The organism is Paenibacillus sp. (assembly GCF_035645235.1).
In the GTDB taxonomy this organism is placed as follows: Bacteria; Bacillota; Bacilli; order Paenibacillales; family YIM-B00363; genus Paenibacillus_AE.
Window position 1 is genome coordinate 1 of record NZ_DASQMZ010000101.1, and the last position, 18,820, is coordinate 18,820.

The following is an 18,820-nucleotide window of genomic DNA, read 5'->3' on the forward strand; positions in this document are numbered from 1 at the left end:
GGAAGTGGCATTTGGACGGCGACCGCCCGGAACTGGATTTAACGCTGGAGGAAAACAAAAAGGATAAGCGGGTTATCCCGAAGGAACGAAGAGCGGGATTCGAGGATTGGTGGGCATACGAAAACAACAATCAGCCGTTTCATTGTTGGGTTCACGGGGAACAAGAAGGCAGGACCGTTTCTTATCGGCTGCCGCGTTACGAGACGGACGGGCTGACGGATATTTTGATAGACTGGCTGCGAAATTATGCCGCAGGCGGCGAAAGTCGACCATTCTTCGCTTCGTTGTCGGTACAGCCTCCTCATGACCCTTACGTCGCGCCGGCGGAAACCATGAAAAACTACAATCCCGCTGCCTTGAAGCTTCGTCCGAACGTACCGGACGTCACGAGCATTACGGATCGGACTCGGGAAGAATTGGCCGGTTATTATGCGGCGATCGAGCGAATCGATTGGAATGTCGGCCGCATCCGAGAGACGCTGCTTGAGTTGGGGTTAGACCAAAACACACAAATTATGTTTTTTAGCGACCATGGCGATTTACACGGCTCGCACGGTCAATTCCGGAAGCAAGCGCCCTGGGAAGAGTCGATTCGGATTCCGTTCATCGTCGGGGGACCGACTCGGAAAAGCTACAAGACCAAAAAACTGGATTTTCCGATTAACCATGTCGATATCGCTCCGACGACGTTGGGGCTTTGCGGCATTCCGAAACCCGAAGGGATGGACGGCACCGATTATTCGACCTTCATTCTGAACGAGTCCGCCGTACAGCATAATGTTCCCGACAGCGCCTACCTCAGTCTGCCGATTCCGACTTCGAACTTGAAAGGCATTATTCTCGAAGAAGGGGTGGATCGCCCATTCCGAGGCATCGTCACCCGCGACGGATGGAAGTACATCGCTCTCGAGAACCAGCCATGGCTCATGTTTCATCTGAAAGAGGACCCGTACGAGTTCGTCAATCTTGCGCACAATGTTTTCTATAAAGAGAAACGTCGCGAGCTGCAGGAGCGTCTGGCGGAGTGGATTCGCGAGACGGGAGATACGTTCGTACTGCCGGATATTGGATAGAGATAAGGCAGGCAGGAGTCTAAGGAGAGGAACGACCCAATGAATATCGTATATATCCATTCTCATGATACCGGCCGCTACATTCAGCCTTACGGGCATGCCGTGCCGACGCCGAATTTAATGAAATTGGCGGAGGAAAGCATTATATTTCGTCATGCTTACTGCGGGGGGCCGACCTGCTCGCCGAGTCGGGCGGCTCTCCTGACGGGCATGGCTCCCCATTCCTCAGGCATGTTGGGATTGGCGCACCTAGGCTTTCAACTAGACGATTACCGGCAGCATCTTGTCCAATATTTGAACCGGAACGGGTATGAAACGGCTCTAGCGGGCATACAACACGAGGCGCCCGATATCGGGATGATCGGATACCAACGGATTCTAGGAAATCCCGAAGTGGACATGGCCGATTTCGAATTTGATTCGATCACTTACGATATGTACAACGCCAACGCCGTCGCGGAATATATCCGGGAGCGGAAAGGCGCGTCCGAGCCATTCTTCCTGTCTTTCGGGATGTTTAACACGCACTTGAACTTCCCTGCGCCTAGCTCGGAATTCAACCCGAACTACTTGATGCCGCCGCACCCGTTCCACGATAACAAACAAACCCGTGAAGTAATGGCCGGGTACATGACGTCGGCTAAAATTATGGACCAGTGCGCGGGCATCGTCGTCGACGCGATCGATGAGGCGGGGCTGGGTCGGGAGACGCTGGTGATCTTCACGACGGACCATGGATTGCCGTTCCCGCAAATGAAATGCAATCTGTACGATACCGGGATCGGCGTCGCCTTAATCGTGCGTACCCCGGAACGACTGCGCCGGGGCGAAGCGGAGGACGCGTTAGTTTCGCATATCGACATATTTCCGACAATCTGCGAGATGGCGGGTTTGGAGTCTCCCGAATGGTTGCAGGGACGTTCGCTTCTGCCCTTGTTGAAGAAAGAGTCCGACCGAATTCGGGACGAAGTCTTCGCGGAAGTCACTTATCATGCCGGCTACGAGCCGATGCGCTGCATTCGGACGGAACGATATAAATACATTAAATACTTCGACGATCATCAAAAGTATGTTCCCGTGAATCTGGATCGAAGCGGGATGAAGACGTTCGTGGTCGATCACGGCTTGCTGCAGCATACGCGCCCCACGGAACTATTATTCGATTTGTTTCTGGACCCGGTCGAACGAGTCAATTTAGCGGAAGATGCCCGGCATCAAGCGGTGAAAGAAGAGCTCGCAGGGCGCCTGGCGTGTTGGATGAGGGAGACCGGCGATCCGATTCTTCACGGTCCCGTACCTTTGCCGGAGGGCGGGAAAGTGTTGGGCGGTCCTGCTTAAATGGCTTTGTCGTTTCGCGGATAGGTTACTTTCTGAACGGTTGTTTCAGATCGCAAGCAAACTCCTTTGTTCCTATGGAATTCGGGAGTTTGCTTTTTTTATGTCGAATCGAAGCGAAGAGGGCTTGACGAAGGGCAAGGGGGAGGAATATTATGGAAAAATATTAGGTGATATTTTCTATACTAAATAGTGGAGATGTTTACTGAAAATGAAGCCGTCGTCCGAGTCCCACAAGTCGTACACCAGCGAATTGCGCAAGCGGCAGAAGGAGCAAACTCGCCTTGCGATTTTGAATGCGGCGGCTTCTCTCGTCGCGGAAGGGAATCTTCCTCACTTCAGCGTGCAGGAGGTGGCGACGCGAGCCGGCATTTCCTATGGGGCGGTGTATAAGCATTTTCCGTCGAGGGAAGCGCTGTTGGAAGGCTTGTACGAGTGGGGACAAGCGAAGTTTAGTAAGTCGTTCCCCCTGTCGCCCGCGAGCCTCGACGAGTTGGCGCAAGGGCAGCGCGCGTACGCCGAGGAATCGGACGAAGGGTTCGACACGGCCGCCGCCGTCATTCGCGCGTTGACCGCGCTGCAAATCGTACCCCGGGGGATGCAAAGCCGCGACGAGGCGATGCTCGAGCTGCTCCGGAAGGAGTTGCCCGGCTTGGACCCGGCTTTCGCCCGGCGCGCGGCTGCGGCGATGCGTCTGCTAAGCAGCTCCAACGCCTGGGTGACGCTGCGCACGCGGTTCGGCTTATCGAACGAAGAGACGGGCGAGACGCTGGCCTGGGCGCTCGAGGCGCTCGTACGCGATGCAAGAACGAAGCACGGGACGACCGATGCCTGACGATGCCGACCCCAATGCCGTCCCGAAGACGAAGGAGGAATCGGCATATGGAAGCCGGGATGCGCGCCCCCGCCAGAGGTGTACGAGGCGCGGCGGCCGCGGCCCGCTCGGTTCCGCTTCGGTATGGTCGGCGGCCGCGCTCGCTGTAGACGAATTTATCCCCCGATGATATAAATATGAACCTGCCGGGGAGCCGACCGCGGGTTTTATAATGAAGTTGCAACGAAGCGTTGCGATTCGAAATGGGGAGGTCCGGAAGCGATATGAACCTAAAGATGAAATCATTGCTTATTGTTGCGCTTGGCGTCTCGACGACGTTGGCGGGGTGCGCCGGGGGCGGCGGGGCGGAGCCGGCGGAACAGACGGCGGAGGCGGAGGGGCCGGCGGCGGAGCAGCCGGCGACGGAGAAGCCGGCGGCCGAAGCGCCGAAGCAGGAAGCGGTCGAACCGTTCACGGTATCGCTGAGGCACATCCAAATCGGCGAAGCGCAGAAATTCCGCAAGGCGATCCTCGACGACGTCGTAGCGGCGACCGAAGCGGAAATTCCGGGGCTCGCCTTCGAGCTCGACGGGGTCGAGGATCAGGTCAACCGCTTCACGAAGCTCCCGGCGGAGATGGCGGCGGGCAATCCTCCGGTCATCTTCGACCTGTTCGGCGGCACGGGCGACGCGCTGAAATATGCGAAGGCGGGACGGCTCCTCGACTTAACGCCGATTCTCGACGAGCTCGGCATCCGAGACAAGTTCCTAAACCTGAGCCAATTTACCCTCGACGGCAAGGTATACGGACTGCCGATCGGCGGCAATACGGAAGGCTTCTACTACAATCAGACGATGTTCGAACAGTACGGCATCGCGCCGCCGAAGACGTGGGAAGAGCTCGAAGCGGCCGCGGAGACGCTCAAGGGCAACGGCGTAACGCCGTTCGCGATGGGCTCGAAGGGCGCATGGGTGCCGCTTATGATGGTCAACACGATGATCGGGCGGTATGCGGGTCCGGATTCCATCAACGGCTTTCTGTCCGGCCAGGCAAAATGGAACTCGCCGGAAGTCGTGGCGGCGTTCGCGAAATACAAGGAATGGGTCGACAAGGGCTATTTCACCAAAGGCGAGCTCGGCCTCGAATACGCGGATATGCTGAATCAGTTCGTCACCGGCAAGGCCGGCATGATGTTCGACGGCAGCTGGCGTTCTTCCGTATTCAAGGATCCGGCGCAAGCGTTCGATTTGACCGGCAAGGTCGGGTACTTCAATATGCCGGCCGTCCCGAACGGCGTCGGCGACCAAACGTACGTGAACGGCAACTACGGCAACGGCTACGGCTTCTCGGCGGACCTCGACGACAACGAGCGGAAGGCGGTCAAGGCGTTCATTAAGAACTTGTATAACGACGACATGCAGCTCCGCGGCCTGCTCGAGGACGGCGTCCTGCCTTCGATGAAGCTTTCCGACGAGGCGCTCTCGAAGGTCGAAGACCCGATCGTGAAAGAGGTTATGAATCTCATGAAAAACGCGGGCGGCGCGTTCTCGCACTTCGATTCCGTCGTGCAATCGGACGTGTACAAGGAATCCGAAGCGCAAATCCAAAAGCTGATCGCGGGTCAAGCGTCGCCGGAGGAAGTCGGCGAAGCGCTGCAAAAGGTGCAGGATGCGGCGAACGCCGCGCAATAGCGGAAAGCCGAAGGCGCCGCCCGAGCGGATGACGGGGGGCGCCTTCGCGGCTTCGGAAAGGAGAATCGCGCCAATGAAGGATACGCTGAGGCATCCGGGCGTCTATGCGCTGTTCGTCGTGCCGACATTGCTTTTATACGTGCTGTTTTTCGTCTACCCTATGGCGACGTCGCTGCTCTACGGCTTTACGGATTGGAACGGACTCGACGACCCGCGGTACGTCGGCTTCGGCAACTTCGCGGAGGCGTTCGGCGACGACGACTTCGTCAACGCGATCTATAACAACATCGTCTTTATCCTGTTCGCGGCGTTCGTGCAGGTGCCGTTGATCGTTTTCATCGCCGTATTGATTAGCCATGTGAAGAAGTTCCAAGGGTTCTACAAAACGACTGTATTCGTGCCGTCGATTGTGTCGACGTCGGTCATCGGCATTCTCTGGGGCTTTATTTATCAACCCGAGGTCGGCCCGCTCAACCGAATGCTGGGCTGGGTCGGCATCGAACCGATCTATTGGCTGGCCGATACGAAATGGGCGCTGTTCGCCGTGCTCGCGACGAACGCCTGGCAGTGGATGGGCTTCTTCATCGTCCTCGTGCTCGCGGCCATCCTTGCCATTCCGAAGGAGTTGAACGAGGCGGCCGAAATCGACGGCGCCTCCGGCTGGCAGAAGGCGGTTCGCATTACGGTGCCGCTGATCCGCCCCATCGTCTCCGTCGTCATCATGCTGTCCATCGCGGGCGCCATGAAGGTCGTCGACATCGTGCTCGTCATGACGAACGGCGGCCCGGTCGGCTCCACCGAGGTGATGGCGTCCTACATGGTGACCAAGGCGATCAATTACGGCGAGTACGGCTACGGAACGGCGTTGTCGATTATCATTTTCGCGTTCGCGCTGCTGCTTACGGGGCTATACCAGCTGCTGATCGTCCGGCGGATGGAAAGGGCGGAATCGTAATGCAGACCGCGCTGAGGCGTTCCCTTCCCCACGTCGTCTTACTGCTTTACGTCGCCGCGGTGTTGTTTCCGTTCGTCTTCGTCGTCTTCTCGTCGTTCAAGGACAATTTGCAGATCGCGGAGCGCCCGTTCGGCCTGCCGAGCCGCTGGATGTTCGAAAATTACGCCGAAGCGTGGGTGAAGGCGAAAATCAACGTCTACTTCTTCAACAGCCTGTATTTGTCGTTCGCCTCGTCGATGTCCGGCGTGCTGCTGGCGGCGGCGACGGCGTTCGCGCTCGCGCGGATGAAGCTGACGCGGACGAGTCGCTGGATTTATCAATTCGTCTTGATCGGCATGCTTATTCCAGGTAATGTGTTGTTCATCGCGCAGTATATTCTCGTGAAAGATTTAGGTATTCTGAATACGCATTGGTCGTTATACTTGCCTTATACGGCCGGGGCGTTGCCGATCAGCGTGCTGCTGATCGCGGCGTTCATGCGGTCGATTCCGGGCGAACTGGAGGAAGCCGCGATCGTGGACGGCCTCGGCTCGGTCCGGTTGTTCGCGCAGATCGTCCTGCCGGTGACGGTGCCTGCGCTCGTGACGGTATTCATCGTCAACTTCCTCGGCGTCTGGAACGAGTATTTGCTGGCGAACTTCTTCATCAGCAAGGAGGCGCTGCGCACGCTGCCGACGGGGATGGTCGGTTTCCGCGACGCGTATCAGACCGATTACGCGCTCATCTGCACGGGCATCGTGTTCAGCGTGCTGCCGGTGTTGGCGCTGTATGGTTTTTTGCAGGAGAAAATTATCGAGGGCATTACGGCGGGCAGCGTGAAAGGCTAATCGCTGTTCGCCGGTCGGAAGGAGCGAGGGGGATGCGCGCATGTCGCTGCGGGTGAAGCTGTTCACGGCGTTCTTTGCCTTCATCATCGCTCCGCTCGTCCTGCTCGGCGTCTTGGCGTATTATTTCGTCGCCGACACGATCGAGAAGAAGTATTCGCAGCAGGCGGAGATTACGCTGAGGGCGCTCGGGCAAAACATCGACTTCGTCTTTCGGGAGATGGACAAGGTGACGGACAGTACGATCGCGAGCACCGCGGTGCAGGACGTCTTGCGCAGTCCGTCGTACACGTCCGAGGACGTCGACGCCATTCGTTATCTGGAACTGAACGAGACGCAGCGCAACTTCCGGGAGCTGCTCGTGAATCACCCGTCCGTCAGCTATGCGTTCATGTACAATCTCGACAACGGACGAATCGTGCGCATCTACTCGAAGGAAAGCTTCGCCGCGCTCCCGTTCGAGACGTTCCGGCTGCAGCCGATCTACGAGGCGGTGATCGCGCGGAACGGCCTTCCGAAGTGGGTCGGGCCTTACGAGCATCCCGAGCTGACCGGCGCCGAGCCCGTCTTCACGCAAATCCGCGTCGTGAAGGATATCGGTACGCTGCGCAACGAAGGCATGCTGCTCGTGCAAATTAAAAACTCCGCCATCGAAGGCGTGTTCCGGTATTTCAGCTTCAACGAAGACGTCTACGACACCCGCTATTATCTGGTCAACGCCGACGGCCTCGTCTTGTACGACAGCTCGGGGGACCGGGGCGGCCGCGTACTCGAGGCGTTCAAGGCCGACGGGGCGGACGTCGCCGACGGAGCGGCGTATCGGAGCGAGCGGCTCGACTTCGAAGGCGTCGACAGCGTCGTCTCTTCCATTCGGCTGAAGGACGAAGGTTGGCGGCTGCTTTCGGTCACGTCGTGGAAATCGCTGTCGAACGAGATCACGGTGTATTCGCGATGGATCGCGGGCATTATGCTGCTGTCGCTGCTGTCGGCGGTACTGTTCCTTGCCGTCTTCATCAATCGGATCGCGAAGACGATCGTTCGCATCGTTCGCTTCATGCGGTTCGTCGAGCGCGGCGATTTGGGGCTGCGCGTGGACGAGGAGGGCGACGACGAGCTGGCGCTCCTCGCCCGCGGACTTAACAGCTTGATCGCGAGGGTGAACGAGCTGCTCGCTCGGGTAAAGCGCGAGCAAGAGCGCAAGACGAAGGCGGAGATGCGCGTGCTGCAGGCGCAAATTAAGCCGCATTTTCTGTTTAACACGCTGGAGTCGATCAACGCGCTCGCGGTGCAGAACGAGGGGCGCAAGGTAAGCCAGATGGTGCTGCGGCTCGCGCATATGCTGCGGATCAGCTTTCAAGATCGCGAGGAAATTCCGATTCGGCGGGAGATCGAACATCTGAAGAGCTACATGGACATTCAGCGGTACCGCTTCGCCGACCGATTCGAATACGAAATCGAAGCGCCGGAGGCGCTGATGGATTATTGGATTCAGAAGCTGACGCTGCAGCCGCTCGTGGAAAATTGCATCCAGCACGCATTCGACGGCTTGGATCGCCAAGGCCGCATTCGGGTGCGGTTGACGTCGGACGGGGACCGTATCGTGATCGCGGTCGAGGACGACGGCGTCGGCATGCCGAACGAGACGCTCTCGCGTTTCGCCTATACGGCTGCGAACGAAGAGGCGGTTTCGGACGAAGAGGCGGCTTCGGACGAGGCGGCCGCGGCGGCGGAGGCGGACGTCGCGAATCCGGAACGCCGCGGCCTCGGTCTTCGAAGCGTCGCGGACCGGATCCGCATTCAATACGGGCGGCGCTACGGCCTGTTCGTCTGCTCCGCCGTCGGGCGCGGAACAGTCATCCGGTGTACCATTCCCAAATACGGACCTGGCGAGGGGAACGCATGAGACTCAAGGTATTATTGGTGGACGACGAGCTGCCGATCCTTCAAAACTTGCGAACGGTGCTCCCATGGGACGAGATGCAGCTCGATATCGCCGCGACGGCGAGGAACGGCGCGGAGGCGCTCGAGGCGCTGAAAACTCACAAGCCGGACCTCGCGCTGTGCGACATCCGCATGCCCGTCATGGACGGCATGGCGTTCCTTGCGCAGGCGCGGGCGGTTCCGGAAGGGGCGGCGTGCGAAATGGTGATGCTGACCGGCTATCAGGAATTCGAGTATGCGCGGGCGGCGCTGAAACACGGCGTGAAGGATTACATCCTCAAGCCGATCGACTACGAGCAGCTCGAGCGCACGGTGCGGCACGTAGCGAACGCCATCCGATCCGAGCGGGCCGAACGGGAGGAGCGGCTCAAGCGAGAGAAGCGTTGGAACAAAGTGGCGCATCTCGCCTACGAGAAGGCGCTCTATGACGTCTTGATGGGCTTTCCGCCGGAGGGCGCCCTGCGTATCTTGGCCGACGAGGACGGCTGGGCGGAGGACACGTCGTACGTCGTCATGCTCGTCGACGTCGATCAATACTCTCGGCTGTCCGCGCCGTGGGACGAGAAGGAGCGCAGGCTGTGGAACTTCGCCGTCGGCAACGTGCTTCAGGAGGCGCTTCGGCCGTTCGCGATCAAATACGTCTCGCTGCACGCCCGGGAGGGTGAATGGTGCGTGTTGATCGAGCGGCGACCCGACGCCTGCGACGCCGATGCGACGACGCGTTGGATGGAGGCGGTCCAATCGGCTGTCATGGCGAACGTGAAGCTGAGCGTCAGCGTCGGCGTCTTCCCCCGGCCGGTACGCGTCGCGGAGGTGGCGGAGACGTACAAGCGGCTGCAGCGCAGCTTCCTGCAGCATGCCGGCACGAGCCGACTGCTCGCGGTTACGGAAGCCGCGGACGCGGAGCCCGAGACGGAAGGCGCTTGGTGGTCGATCCTCGAGGGGCTGGTCTCCGGCCTTCGCCAGCAGGACCGCGGCCGCATCGATCAAGCGCTCGGGCGGCTGCAGCGCGCCGCGCTGCCGGAATCGGCGCTGCATTACGCCGTCATCCATCTGATGCGCGAGATGCGAGAGATGGACGTCGTGTCCCCGGCGGAAGAGGAATCCGTCTGGAAGAAGCTGCAGCATACGGTGAGCCTCAAGGATGTCATGGAATCGATCGTGCTGCTCGTCGATCATGCGATGGAGCGGGCGTTAAACAAAAAATCGGGCGAGCTGCTGATGCTGTCCGCGAAAGATTACATCGACCGCCGGCTCGCGTCGGACATCGGCGTGGAGGAAGTCGCTACCCATCTCGGCATCAGCTGCAGCTACTTCAGCTTGCTGTTTAAGACGCAGTTCGGGGAGACGTTCGTCGAATACGTCACCCGGCAGCGAATGGAGCTCGCGAAGTCGCTGCTGCTCCTGACCGACAAGAGTATCGCGAAGATCGGCGCCTTGAGCGGGTACGCGGAGCGGCGGTACTTCACGAAGGTGTTTCAGCGGCACACCGGCATGACGCCATCCGAGTTTCGCGAAGCGAATCAGCGAGACGGGGGCGCGTCGGCCTAAGACATTTCTATCGGGATTACGTTATTTCAATGAAAATGGTTTTTTCGCGCCGTGTGAGAAGCACGGCGCTTTTTTTTGTTGTAACGCGCTCTCCTGCATAACGCCGACCTCGAAAAATAAGCGTTTACACAGGAACATACATTCGGTTATAGTGGGTGTATGGATGACGATTACATTTATGGAGGATGGATGATGGGGCGGACGGGACGGGTTGTTTTATTCGAAATGAGCAGTCAAGATCCGGAAAGAGCCGGAGCGTTTTATTCCTCGGTATTCGGTTGGGAAGTCGGGGAATCGAACTGGGGGTATCGTTCCGCGATCACGGGGGCATCCGGCAAACCAGGAATCAATGGAGGGATCGCGCAGGGCCCCGATGATTTTCCCCATGGAACGAGGATCCAAATCGAAGTAGACGACATCGACGAGTCGATAAACAAGTCGGTGGACATGGGAGCTCATGTGATCAGGGGGAAGATGGAGTTCGATCAGTATTATCTGGCATACCTAGTAGATCCGGTAGGTGTCGGATTCGGGCTTGTGCAGTACAAGTAACATAAGCGGCATACCGGCAGACGCATGAACATTGCCGATTCGGAGGGGATGACTTGGAAGCAAGGGAGATTTTGTTGCCTGGGTTTACGGTGGTTGGTTATAAGATCGAGGCCAACCTTGACGAAATAGAAGCAGGGTTAGGAAAACAGACTTACGATGCGTTGATTTCAAGTAAGGATGAAATTGCAAATCAGACGAATGGGAATGTGATACTGATACAGATATATCCAATGAAGCCCGGCTTTCATCCGCGTGTCGATCGGTTCACTCAAATATTCGGCTATGAAGTCACAAGTGCGGATCGCGTTCCGGCAGAGATGATCCAATATACCGTTCCGGAAAGCAAGTATGTTACCTACACCCATCAAGGATTGGAATCCGAATTGGGCATAACGTACGACTACCTGTATGGGAAGTGGATTCGGGAAACGGGCAACGAACCTAGGGGATACGATTTTGAAATCTGGGACGACAGGTACAAGCCTGACAGTCCGAATAACGAAATTGATGTATTCGTGGCATTGAAGTAAAAGGTTATGCAATCGAGGGGGTGTACCATTGGAAGGGAATAAGGCGAACATTCAGTTTCATTTCGTCGGCTTTAAACATACGGGGAGATTCGATCAGTATGAGACGCTTGTAGCGAAAGCGTTTAAAGCATGTAAACACAGTGCGACTTCACACTGGAAGAAGAAGTAGAAGTATTGCTTCCGATCAAGGAGTAACTTAGAATTCGATCAACGAGAGACCTACAACTATTAAATAGTCCTGGCGGCTGCCAGGGCTTTTCGTTGTTTCCTATGAACGGAACGACCGTTTCCAGTGTGAATTTAGAACTATTAAATTAGATCTATTGACAACGCTTTCAGGCCGAGAGATAATTATTCCAACGAATGATTAAACGTTTAATCATATGGCTGAGGAGATCATTATGTCGGAATATCGTTCGCGCGCCACAATTAAAGACGTTGCCAAATTTGCCGGCGTTTCCGTCGCGACGGTGTCCAACGTGATCAACGGTACGGGGCGCGTTTCACAGGATACGGCGGAGCGGGTCCAGGAAGCCGTCCTCGCTTTAAATTACACGCCTAGCGCGGTCGCGCGCAGCTTGAAGGACAAAGAGTCGCAGTTGATCGCCGTCGTCGTCCCTTTCATGGAGCGCGGGCGGCTGCAGGATAACCCCTTTTATTGGCAGCTCGTTTCCGGAATCGAAGAAAGCGCCCGCAATCGTTCGCTTCAAGTGATATTGGTCGGGGCGGAGCAAACCGAAACGTTCTCCTTCGTCCACGAGCGTCGCTTGGACGGTCTCATTGTCGTCGGCATTTCCGATGATTCGCCCCTCTTGCCGAAGATCGTATCTTTAAGGGTCCCCTGCGTATTTATGGATAGCTATTTATCGGACGCCGACGCTTATCAAATTACGATCGGCGACGAGGAAGCGGGCTATGTAGCCACAAGACATCTTATCGATTTAGGTCATCGGCGCATCGCGCTGCTTACCGGCGGAATCAAGCGCGGAGGCGTGAACCATTACCGGTATCAAGGGTACATCCGAGCATTAATGGAGGCCGGACTCGAGCCGGACGCGTCGCTCGTCATTGAGCACCCGGTGTCGCCGGAAGGCGGCTATGCCGCCTCGTCGCAGCTTGTCGCCATCCGACCCAAGGTTACGGCCGTATTCGCCACCTCCGATGCGTCGGCGATCGGACTGATTCGCGGCTTGACCGAGCACGGTTGCCGCGTGCCTGGCGATTTGTCCGTCGTGGGCTTTGACGATATTCAGTACGCTTCTTATACCGTTCCGCCGCTGACGACGGTCCGGCAGGACATTCATGCGAAAGGACAAAAAGCCGTCGAACTGTTGATGGCACAAACCGAAAACGTACCGTCCCGATCCGGCAACACCGTCGTACTGCCTGTTTCGCTAATCGTGCGCGGCAGCACGGCCCCAATTCGGAAAGGAGGGGATTTATGAACTAGAACTAGTCCGACCGATTCCGGCTGCGCAAATGGCATGAAGTCGATATCATTCGAAAGGTGAGATGAAATGATGAAGTCGTTTACGAAAAAACAATGGTTGGCGTTATCGCTATCCGCTGCGTTAGTATTCACGGGCTACGGTCCCCTTGCACATCCTCAAACGGCTGAAGCCGAAACAAGCTCCGGCGCATTAGGCCCGTTAACGCCGAAGGATACAGTATATCAGATCATTACCGATCGTTTCGCGGACGGAAACCCTTCGAACAACGTTCCTGCCGGCTTCGACCCGACCTTGTTCGATGACCCCGACGGCAACGGTCTCGGCAACGGCATCGATCTCAAGCTTTACCAGGGCGGAGATTGGCAGGGCATTATCGACAAAATCCCTTATCTCAAAAACATGGGGATTACGGCGGTGTGGATTTCCGCCCCGTATGCGAATCGCGACACGGAAATCGTCGACCATCAAGCCGACGGCTCCATCAACCGTTGGACTAGTTTCCATGGATATCATGTGCGGAGCTATTTCGCGACGAATAAGCATTTCGGCATGATGCAGGAGTTCGAAGCGCTGCGGGACGCACTGCACGCTCAAGGAATGAAGCTGATTATCGACTTCGTCTCCAATCATACGAGCCGCTGGCAAAATCCGACGGCAGGCAACATTCCCGAAGACGGTCGCTTGTACGAACCCGACAAAGACGCCTCCGGAAATTACGTCTTCGACGCCAATGGCAACCCGGTCGACGCGAACGGCGACGGCAGCGTGGAAAATTTGGTCGCGGATCCGCATAACGACGTCAACGGCTTCTTCCATGGTCTCGGCGATCGGGCAGGAGACGACAGCAAGTTCGGCTTCCGCCATAAGGAGCTCGGGTCGCTGGCAGACTTTTCGCAAGAAAACGGAGCCGTTGTCGCGTATTTAGAGAAGGCCGCCTTATTTTGGAAGTCGAAGGGGATCGACGGTTTCCGCCACGACGCAACGCTCCATATGAATCCGGCCTTCGTCAAAAATTTCAAAGACGCCATCGACTCGGCAGGCGGCGGACCGGTATCCCATTTCGGCGAATTTTTCATCGGCCGCCCGGATCCGAAGTATGAGGAGTACCGAACGTTCCCCGACCGTACGGGGGTCAACAATTTGGATTTCGAGTATTTCCGAGCCGCGACGAATGCGTTCGGCCATTTCAGCGAATCCATGAGCGCTTTCGGCGATATGATGATCAAAACGAGCGCCGACTACATTTACGAAAATCAAGCGGTAACGTTCCTCGACAATCACGACGTGACCCGTTTCCGCTTCATTCAGCCGAACAACAAGCCGTTCCACGCTGCGCTTGCGACGCTGCTTACCTCGCGCGGAACGCCGAACATTTATTACGGAACGGAGCAATACTTATCCTCCGCCGACTCGAGCGACATTGCCGGCCGCGTGTTTATGCAAACGTCCGCCTCCTTCGACGAGACGACGACCGCATATAACGTGATTAAGAAGCTGTCGGCGCTCCGTCAAGCCAACGACGCGGTCGCGTACGGGGAGACGTCTGTGATGTACAGCTCGAACGATGTACTCGTGTTTAAGCGGCAGTTTTACGACAAGCAAGTGATCGTGGCCGTCAACCGCCAGCCGGATCAAAGCTTCACGGTCCCGGCGCTGTCCACGACGCTGCCTGCAGGAACGTACAGCGACCAGCTTGGCGGATTGCTCTTCGGCCAATCGATCAGCGTCTCCAACGGCCAACTGGGCAGCTTCACCCTTAGCGGCGGCGAAGTGAACGTATGGTCGTACAATCCATCGCTTGGCACGTCGGTGCCGCGCATCGGCGACGTCGTCTCGACGTCGGGTCGCGCAGGAAACCACGTATACATCTACGGCACGGGGTTAGGCGGGTCGGTCACCGTGAAGTTCGGTTCGACGGCAGCGACGGTCGTGTCCGCCTCCGATACGATGATCGAGGCGATCGTTCCGAACGCGCCGGCAGGCGTGCAAAACATCACGGTAACGAAAGGCGCGAATACGAGCAATCCGTTCCGTTACGAAGTGCTTTCGGGCGATCAAGTCCAAGTCATCTTTAAGGTTAACGCAAATACCGTCTTTGGCGAAAATGTCCATATCGTGGGCAGTCTACCTGAGCTCGGCAGCTGGGATCCGGCGAAGTCGACCGAAGCCATGATGACCCCGAACTATCCGGAATGGTTTTTGCCGGTCAGCGTGCCGGCCGGAACGACGTTCGAGTTCAAGTTTATAAAGAAAGACGCAAACGGCAACGTCGTCTGGGAAAGCGGAGGCAACCGAATCTTCACGTCGCCAAGTTCGCCGAGCGGCGCGGTCGATACCCCGGTTTATACGTTTCAGTAACGAGTAAATAGAAACAGAATACTATCGGGATCATCCCCTCATGGCAGACAGTGAGAAACACTGTCGACCGGAGGGGATTTTTTCATCACTGTCCGTGTTTCTCCTGTATGGTAAAATAAGGATATCCCTCTAGGGACTAACGAGCGGTAAGTTGGACGTGGGGGATGTAACGAAAGAGAACTCATGAGTAAAGGAGCGGCTGTCGTGTCAGGCGATTTCCCAAGGAACGATAAGCAAAAGCCGAATTATGCGCTGGTATTCGAGGATGATTTCGATTCGGATCATCTGGACGATACGAAGTGGTATCCCTATTATTTGCCTCAATGGAGCAGCCGTGCGAGAAGCAAGGCGAATTACCGTTTCGAAGACAGTAAGCTGATTTTGCAAATTACGGAAGATCAAGAGCCATGGTGTCCCGAATTCGATGGAAACATTAAGGTTAGCAATCTGCAGACAGGCGTTTATTCCGGACCGCTCGGAAGCGAGCTCGGGCAGCATCGGTTCTCCAAAAAATGCCGCGTTCGCGAAGAGCAGGTCGAGACGCGCTTATTTACGCCTCGCTACGGCTATCTGGAAATGCGGGCGAAAGGGCTTCGCAACCCCAATAATCTGTGCGCGCTCTGGATGATCGGCTTCGAAGACCGTCCGGAGCGATCCGCCGAAATTTGCGTCTTCGAGCTCAAAGGCTGGAATCAGAGCGCTGGCGCCGAGCGGTCGACGGTCGGCTTCGGCATCCACCCGTTCGGCGATCCGAAGATCGAAGACGAATTTTTCGAGCGCGAGTTTCCGATCGACGCAAGCCGGTTCCACATTTACGCGGTGGACTGGAGCGCGGAGGGCGTCAATTTCTACATCGATAACGCCCTCGTTCATACATCGAAGCAGTCGCCCGATTACCCCATGCAATTGATGCTGAACGTATACGAAATCCCCCGGCCGGCGCACGAATCCGAGCAGCGTCCCGTATACCCGAGCGAATTTCATATCGATTATATCCGGTTTTATCAGAAAATATAAAAGAAACGGCGCGGACAAGTTCGCGCCGTTTCTTTATGCACCTTTACTGCTTCGACAACGTCTCCCAAGACTTCTGCATCGCTTCGAGCAGCTGTTCCTTCGTCATCTGTCCGCCGACGTAGGCTTGCATCGCGTCCGCGAACTCGTTGCTCGTCGCTTCGCCGCCCGGGAACTTAAACCAGTTCCAGCTGAGCGTCTTCCCTTGCTGGCTATAGTCGATAATGTCTGCCGCGAGCTGGCCGAGCACGCTCTCGTCGGCTTCGATGTTCTTGAACGCCGGAATGAACTTGAACTCTTCCGTAATGTAACGCTGGCCGACGTCGGAGCTGACCATCCAGTTCAGGAACGCCTTCGCTTCTTCCTTCACGGCGGAGTTCTTGTGCACGACCCAGTTGTTCGGCACGCCGACCGGCAGTTTATCCATGGCGTCCGCATTGTCGTTGATCGGCATCGGCAGGAAGCCGATGTTGATGTCCGGGTTCGTCTCGGAGATGGCCACTTGCGTCCAGTTGCCCTGCTGCGTCATTGCGGCCTTGCCGAGCGCGAATTCGGTTACTTGCGTGTTGTAGTCGGTCTGCAGCGGGTTTTCGCCGCCGTACTTCAGCGTCAGGTCGAACAATTGCATCCACTGCTCGAACGCTTCGTTGCCCGGAATTTTCCCGCTGCCGTCTTTGAGCGAGGCGATGAACGCGTCCGGATCGGCTTGATGCGCGAACGGGATGTTGACGAAGTGGTTGCCGAGCACCCACCATTCGCCGTAGCCGTTAATGAACGGCTGGATGCCCGCCGCCTGCAGCTTCTCCGCCGCCGCTTCCAGCTCGGACAGCGTACGCGGCGTCTCCGTAATGCCGGCCTTCGCGAACAGGTCCTTGTTATAAATAAATCCGTATCCCTCGAGGTTGAGCGGCTGGCCGTACAGCTTGCCGTCCTTCGTCATCGGTTCCTTCGCGACTTCGACCAGGTTCTCGACCCATGGCTGATCGGAGAGATCCTCGAGATGCTCGTGCCACAGTTCCAAGTCCGAGAAGCCGCCGTTGTTGAAGATGTCCGGCTTGTCGTTGGAGTTGAACTTCGCTTTCAGCGCCGCGCCGTAATCCGCGCCGCCGCCGACCGTCTCGATTTCGATGTTGACGTTCGGGTGAAGCGCCTCGTATTCTTCGATCATCTTCGTCAATTGCTCGGCGATCTCGACCTTGAACTGGAACATCTTGATCGTTACTTCTTCGCCGCTTCCGCCGCCGGAGGCGTTCGAGCCGCCGCCGCCGCCGCCGGAAGCGTTAGAGCCGCCGCCGGAACCGCCCGTATTCGAGGCGCAGCCGGCCAGAACGAACGATAGCATGAGGACTGCGGATAACGCGGTAGATAACCATTTTTTCATGTGCGAAAGACCTCCCAAGATTGAATATAGTTTATATGAAAATGATGCGTGTTGCCTAATCCGGTACCGATCGAGCGACGACTTATCCCTTCACGGAGCCCGCCGTAATGCCGGCGATAATATGCTTTTGCATCGCCAGGAAGAAGAGCACGATCGGAGCGACGCCCATCACGAGCCCGGCGAGCGCCAGGTCCCATTGCTTCGTGTACTGCCCGAAGAACGAATACGTCGCGAGCGGGATCGTCCGCAGCTCCGGGTCGTAGAGGAACAGCAGCGGCAGCAGGAAGTCGTTCCAGATCCACAGGCTGTTCAGCAGCACGACCGTTACCGTCATCGGCTTTAGCAGCGGGAATACGATGCGCCAGAAGACGCCGTACGCGTTGCAGCCGTCGACGACCGCCGACTCCTCGATTTCCTTCGGAATCGACTTGATAAATCCATGATAGAGAAATAAATTCAGCGAGACGCCGAAGCCGAAGTACGCGACGCCGAGCCCCCAGAGGCTGTTCATAATGCCCATCCCGCTGGCGACGCGAACGAGCGGGATCATGATCGACTGGAACGGGATGACCATGGCCGCGACGAACAAGAACAGCAGCGTGTTGTTTAACCGGCCCGGATGGCGAACCATGCGATAGGCGGCCATCGAGCTGATGACGATCAAGCCGATATTGCTTCCGGCCGTGATCAGCAGCGAATTCAGGAACGCGCTCGGGAACCGCATGATGTCCCAGACGCGGGCATAATTGCTCCACAGGAACGCTTCCGGCCAGCCCGCCGGATTCGCCAGCACGTCGCCGAAGCTCTTCACCGAGTTGACGCCGACGAAGTAGAACGGCACCAGAAACAGCAGAGCGATCAATAGGCCGGCCGCATCCAGCCCGAGGAGGCGAACGGAATACGAGGATCTCATCACGCCTCCACCTCTCTTTTCTTGGTGAAGTACACCTGCAGCGTCGTAATGATCGCTACGACGACGAAGAAGATGAGCGCCTTCGCGGTGCCGATGCCGTATCGGTTATTTCGGAACGCCTCTTGGTAGATGTTTAGCGCGACGGATTCCGTCGAACCGAACGGACCGCCCTTCGTGAGCGACAGGTTCAGATCGAACACCTTGAACGACCAGGAGATAGTGAGGAACAGGCATACGGTGACCGCCGGCATAATCATCGGTACGATAATCGTGCGCAGCAGCTGCAGCCTCGTCGCCCCGTCGATGCGCGCGGCCTCCATCAGCTCGCTCGGCACGTTCATCAGCGCGGCGATGTAAATGACCATCAGATACCCGGCGTATTGCCAGATCGTCACGATGACGATGCCCCAGAAGGCCGTGCCGGCGGTACCGAGCCA

Annotated in this window: 16 protein-coding genes; 13 read left to right on the forward strand and 3 right to left on the reverse strand. The window is 57.2% G+C overall.

From position 1 onward, the window contains the following. The 13 genes from VEZ38_RS09400 to VEZ38_RS09460 all read left to right on the forward strand — a co-directional run. The coding region (locus VEZ38_RS09400) for a sulfatase-like hydrolase/transferase (protein ID WP_324893094.1) at window positions 1–1,073 on the forward strand (1,073 nt) is incomplete at its 5' end. Window positions 1,074–1,112: 39 nt separating this feature from the next. Continuing rightward, window positions 1,113–2,411: a sulfatase gene (locus tag VEZ38_RS09405; RefSeq protein WP_324893095.1), complete on the forward strand. Its 1,299-nt coding sequence runs from the start codon at window positions 1,113–1,115 to the stop codon at window positions 2,409–2,411. Between the two features lie 208 nt (window positions 2,412–2,619). Beyond that, on the forward strand, window positions 2,620–3,243 hold the full coding sequence (locus VEZ38_RS09410; protein WP_324893096.1) for a TetR/AcrR family transcriptional regulator: 624 nt from the start codon (window positions 2,620–2,622) through the stop codon (window positions 3,241–3,243). Between the two features lie 263 nt (window positions 3,244–3,506). Beyond that, window positions 3,507–4,913, forward strand: a complete 1,407-nt coding sequence (locus VEZ38_RS09415) for an extracellular solute-binding protein (protein WP_324893097.1) — start codon at window positions 3,507–3,509, stop codon at window positions 4,911–4,913. Window positions 4,914–4,986: 73 nt separating this feature from the next. After that, window positions 4,987–5,868: a sugar ABC transporter permease gene (locus tag VEZ38_RS09420; RefSeq protein WP_324893098.1), complete on the forward strand. Its 882-nt coding sequence runs from the start codon at window positions 4,987–4,989 to the stop codon at window positions 5,866–5,868. Further along, the gene (locus VEZ38_RS09425; protein WP_324893099.1) at window positions 5,868–6,695 is read left to right on the forward strand and encodes a carbohydrate ABC transporter permease; all 828 of its coding nucleotides are present in this window, start codon (window positions 5,868–5,870) and stop codon (window positions 6,693–6,695) included. Before VEZ38_RS09420 ends, VEZ38_RS09425 begins: the two co-directional genes overlap by 1 nt. 40 nt (window positions 6,696–6,735) lie before the next feature. Further along, window positions 6,736–8,595, forward strand: a complete 1,860-nt coding sequence (locus VEZ38_RS09430; RefSeq protein WP_324893100.1) for a sensor histidine kinase — start codon at window positions 6,736–6,738, stop codon at window positions 8,593–8,595. Then, window positions 8,592–10,184: a response regulator gene (locus tag VEZ38_RS09435; protein WP_324893101.1), complete on the forward strand. Its 1,593-nt coding sequence runs from the start codon at window positions 8,592–8,594 to the stop codon at window positions 10,182–10,184. The genes VEZ38_RS09430 and VEZ38_RS09435 overlap by 4 nt, the downstream gene beginning before the upstream one ends. Before the next feature lie 159 nt (window positions 10,185–10,343). Continuing rightward, complete coding sequence (locus VEZ38_RS09440) at window positions 10,344–10,736, forward strand: VOC family protein (protein ID WP_324893102.1); 393 nt, start codon at window positions 10,344–10,346, stop codon at window positions 10,734–10,736. Window positions 10,737–10,789: 53 nt separating this feature from the next. Next, window positions 10,790–11,266 (forward strand): GyrI-like domain-containing protein, encoded by a 477-nt coding sequence (locus VEZ38_RS09445; protein ID WP_324893103.1) that lies wholly within the window; start codon window positions 10,790–10,792, stop codon window positions 11,264–11,266. A 401-nt stretch (window positions 11,267–11,667) separates the two neighbouring features. Next, the gene (locus tag VEZ38_RS09450) at window positions 11,668–12,711 is read left to right on the forward strand and encodes a LacI family DNA-binding transcriptional regulator (protein WP_324893104.1); all 1,044 of its coding nucleotides are present in this window, start codon (window positions 11,668–11,670) and stop codon (window positions 12,709–12,711) included. 72 nt (window positions 12,712–12,783) lie between these two features. After that, window positions 12,784–15,075 (forward strand): alpha-amylase family glycosyl hydrolase, encoded by a 2,292-nt coding sequence (locus VEZ38_RS09455; protein ID WP_324893105.1) that lies wholly within the window; start codon window positions 12,784–12,786, stop codon window positions 15,073–15,075. Window positions 15,076–15,279: 204 nt separating this feature from the next. Continuing rightward, entirely contained in the window at window positions 15,280–16,092 is an 813-nt protein-coding gene (locus VEZ38_RS09460; RefSeq protein WP_324893106.1) for a glycoside hydrolase family 16 protein, read from the forward strand. Window positions 16,093–16,135: 43 nt separating this feature from the next. Here the strand turns inward: VEZ38_RS09460 and VEZ38_RS09465 are convergent, their stop codons facing one another. The 3 genes from VEZ38_RS09465 to VEZ38_RS09475 form a co-directional block, all read right to left on the reverse strand. Further along, complete coding sequence (locus VEZ38_RS09465; RefSeq protein ID WP_324893107.1) at window positions 16,136–17,470, reverse strand: extracellular solute-binding protein; 1,335 nt, start codon at window positions 17,468–17,470, stop codon at window positions 16,136–16,138. 82 nt (window positions 17,471–17,552) lie between these two features. Continuing rightward, on the reverse strand, window positions 17,553–18,383 hold the full coding sequence (locus VEZ38_RS09470) for a carbohydrate ABC transporter permease (RefSeq protein ID WP_324893108.1): 831 nt from the start codon (window positions 18,381–18,383) through the stop codon (window positions 17,553–17,555). After that, window positions 18,383–18,820: sugar ABC transporter permease (locus VEZ38_RS09475; RefSeq protein WP_324893109.1), on the reverse strand; the 438-nt coding region annotated here is incomplete at its 5' end. The genes VEZ38_RS09470 and VEZ38_RS09475, both read right to left, overlap by 1 nt.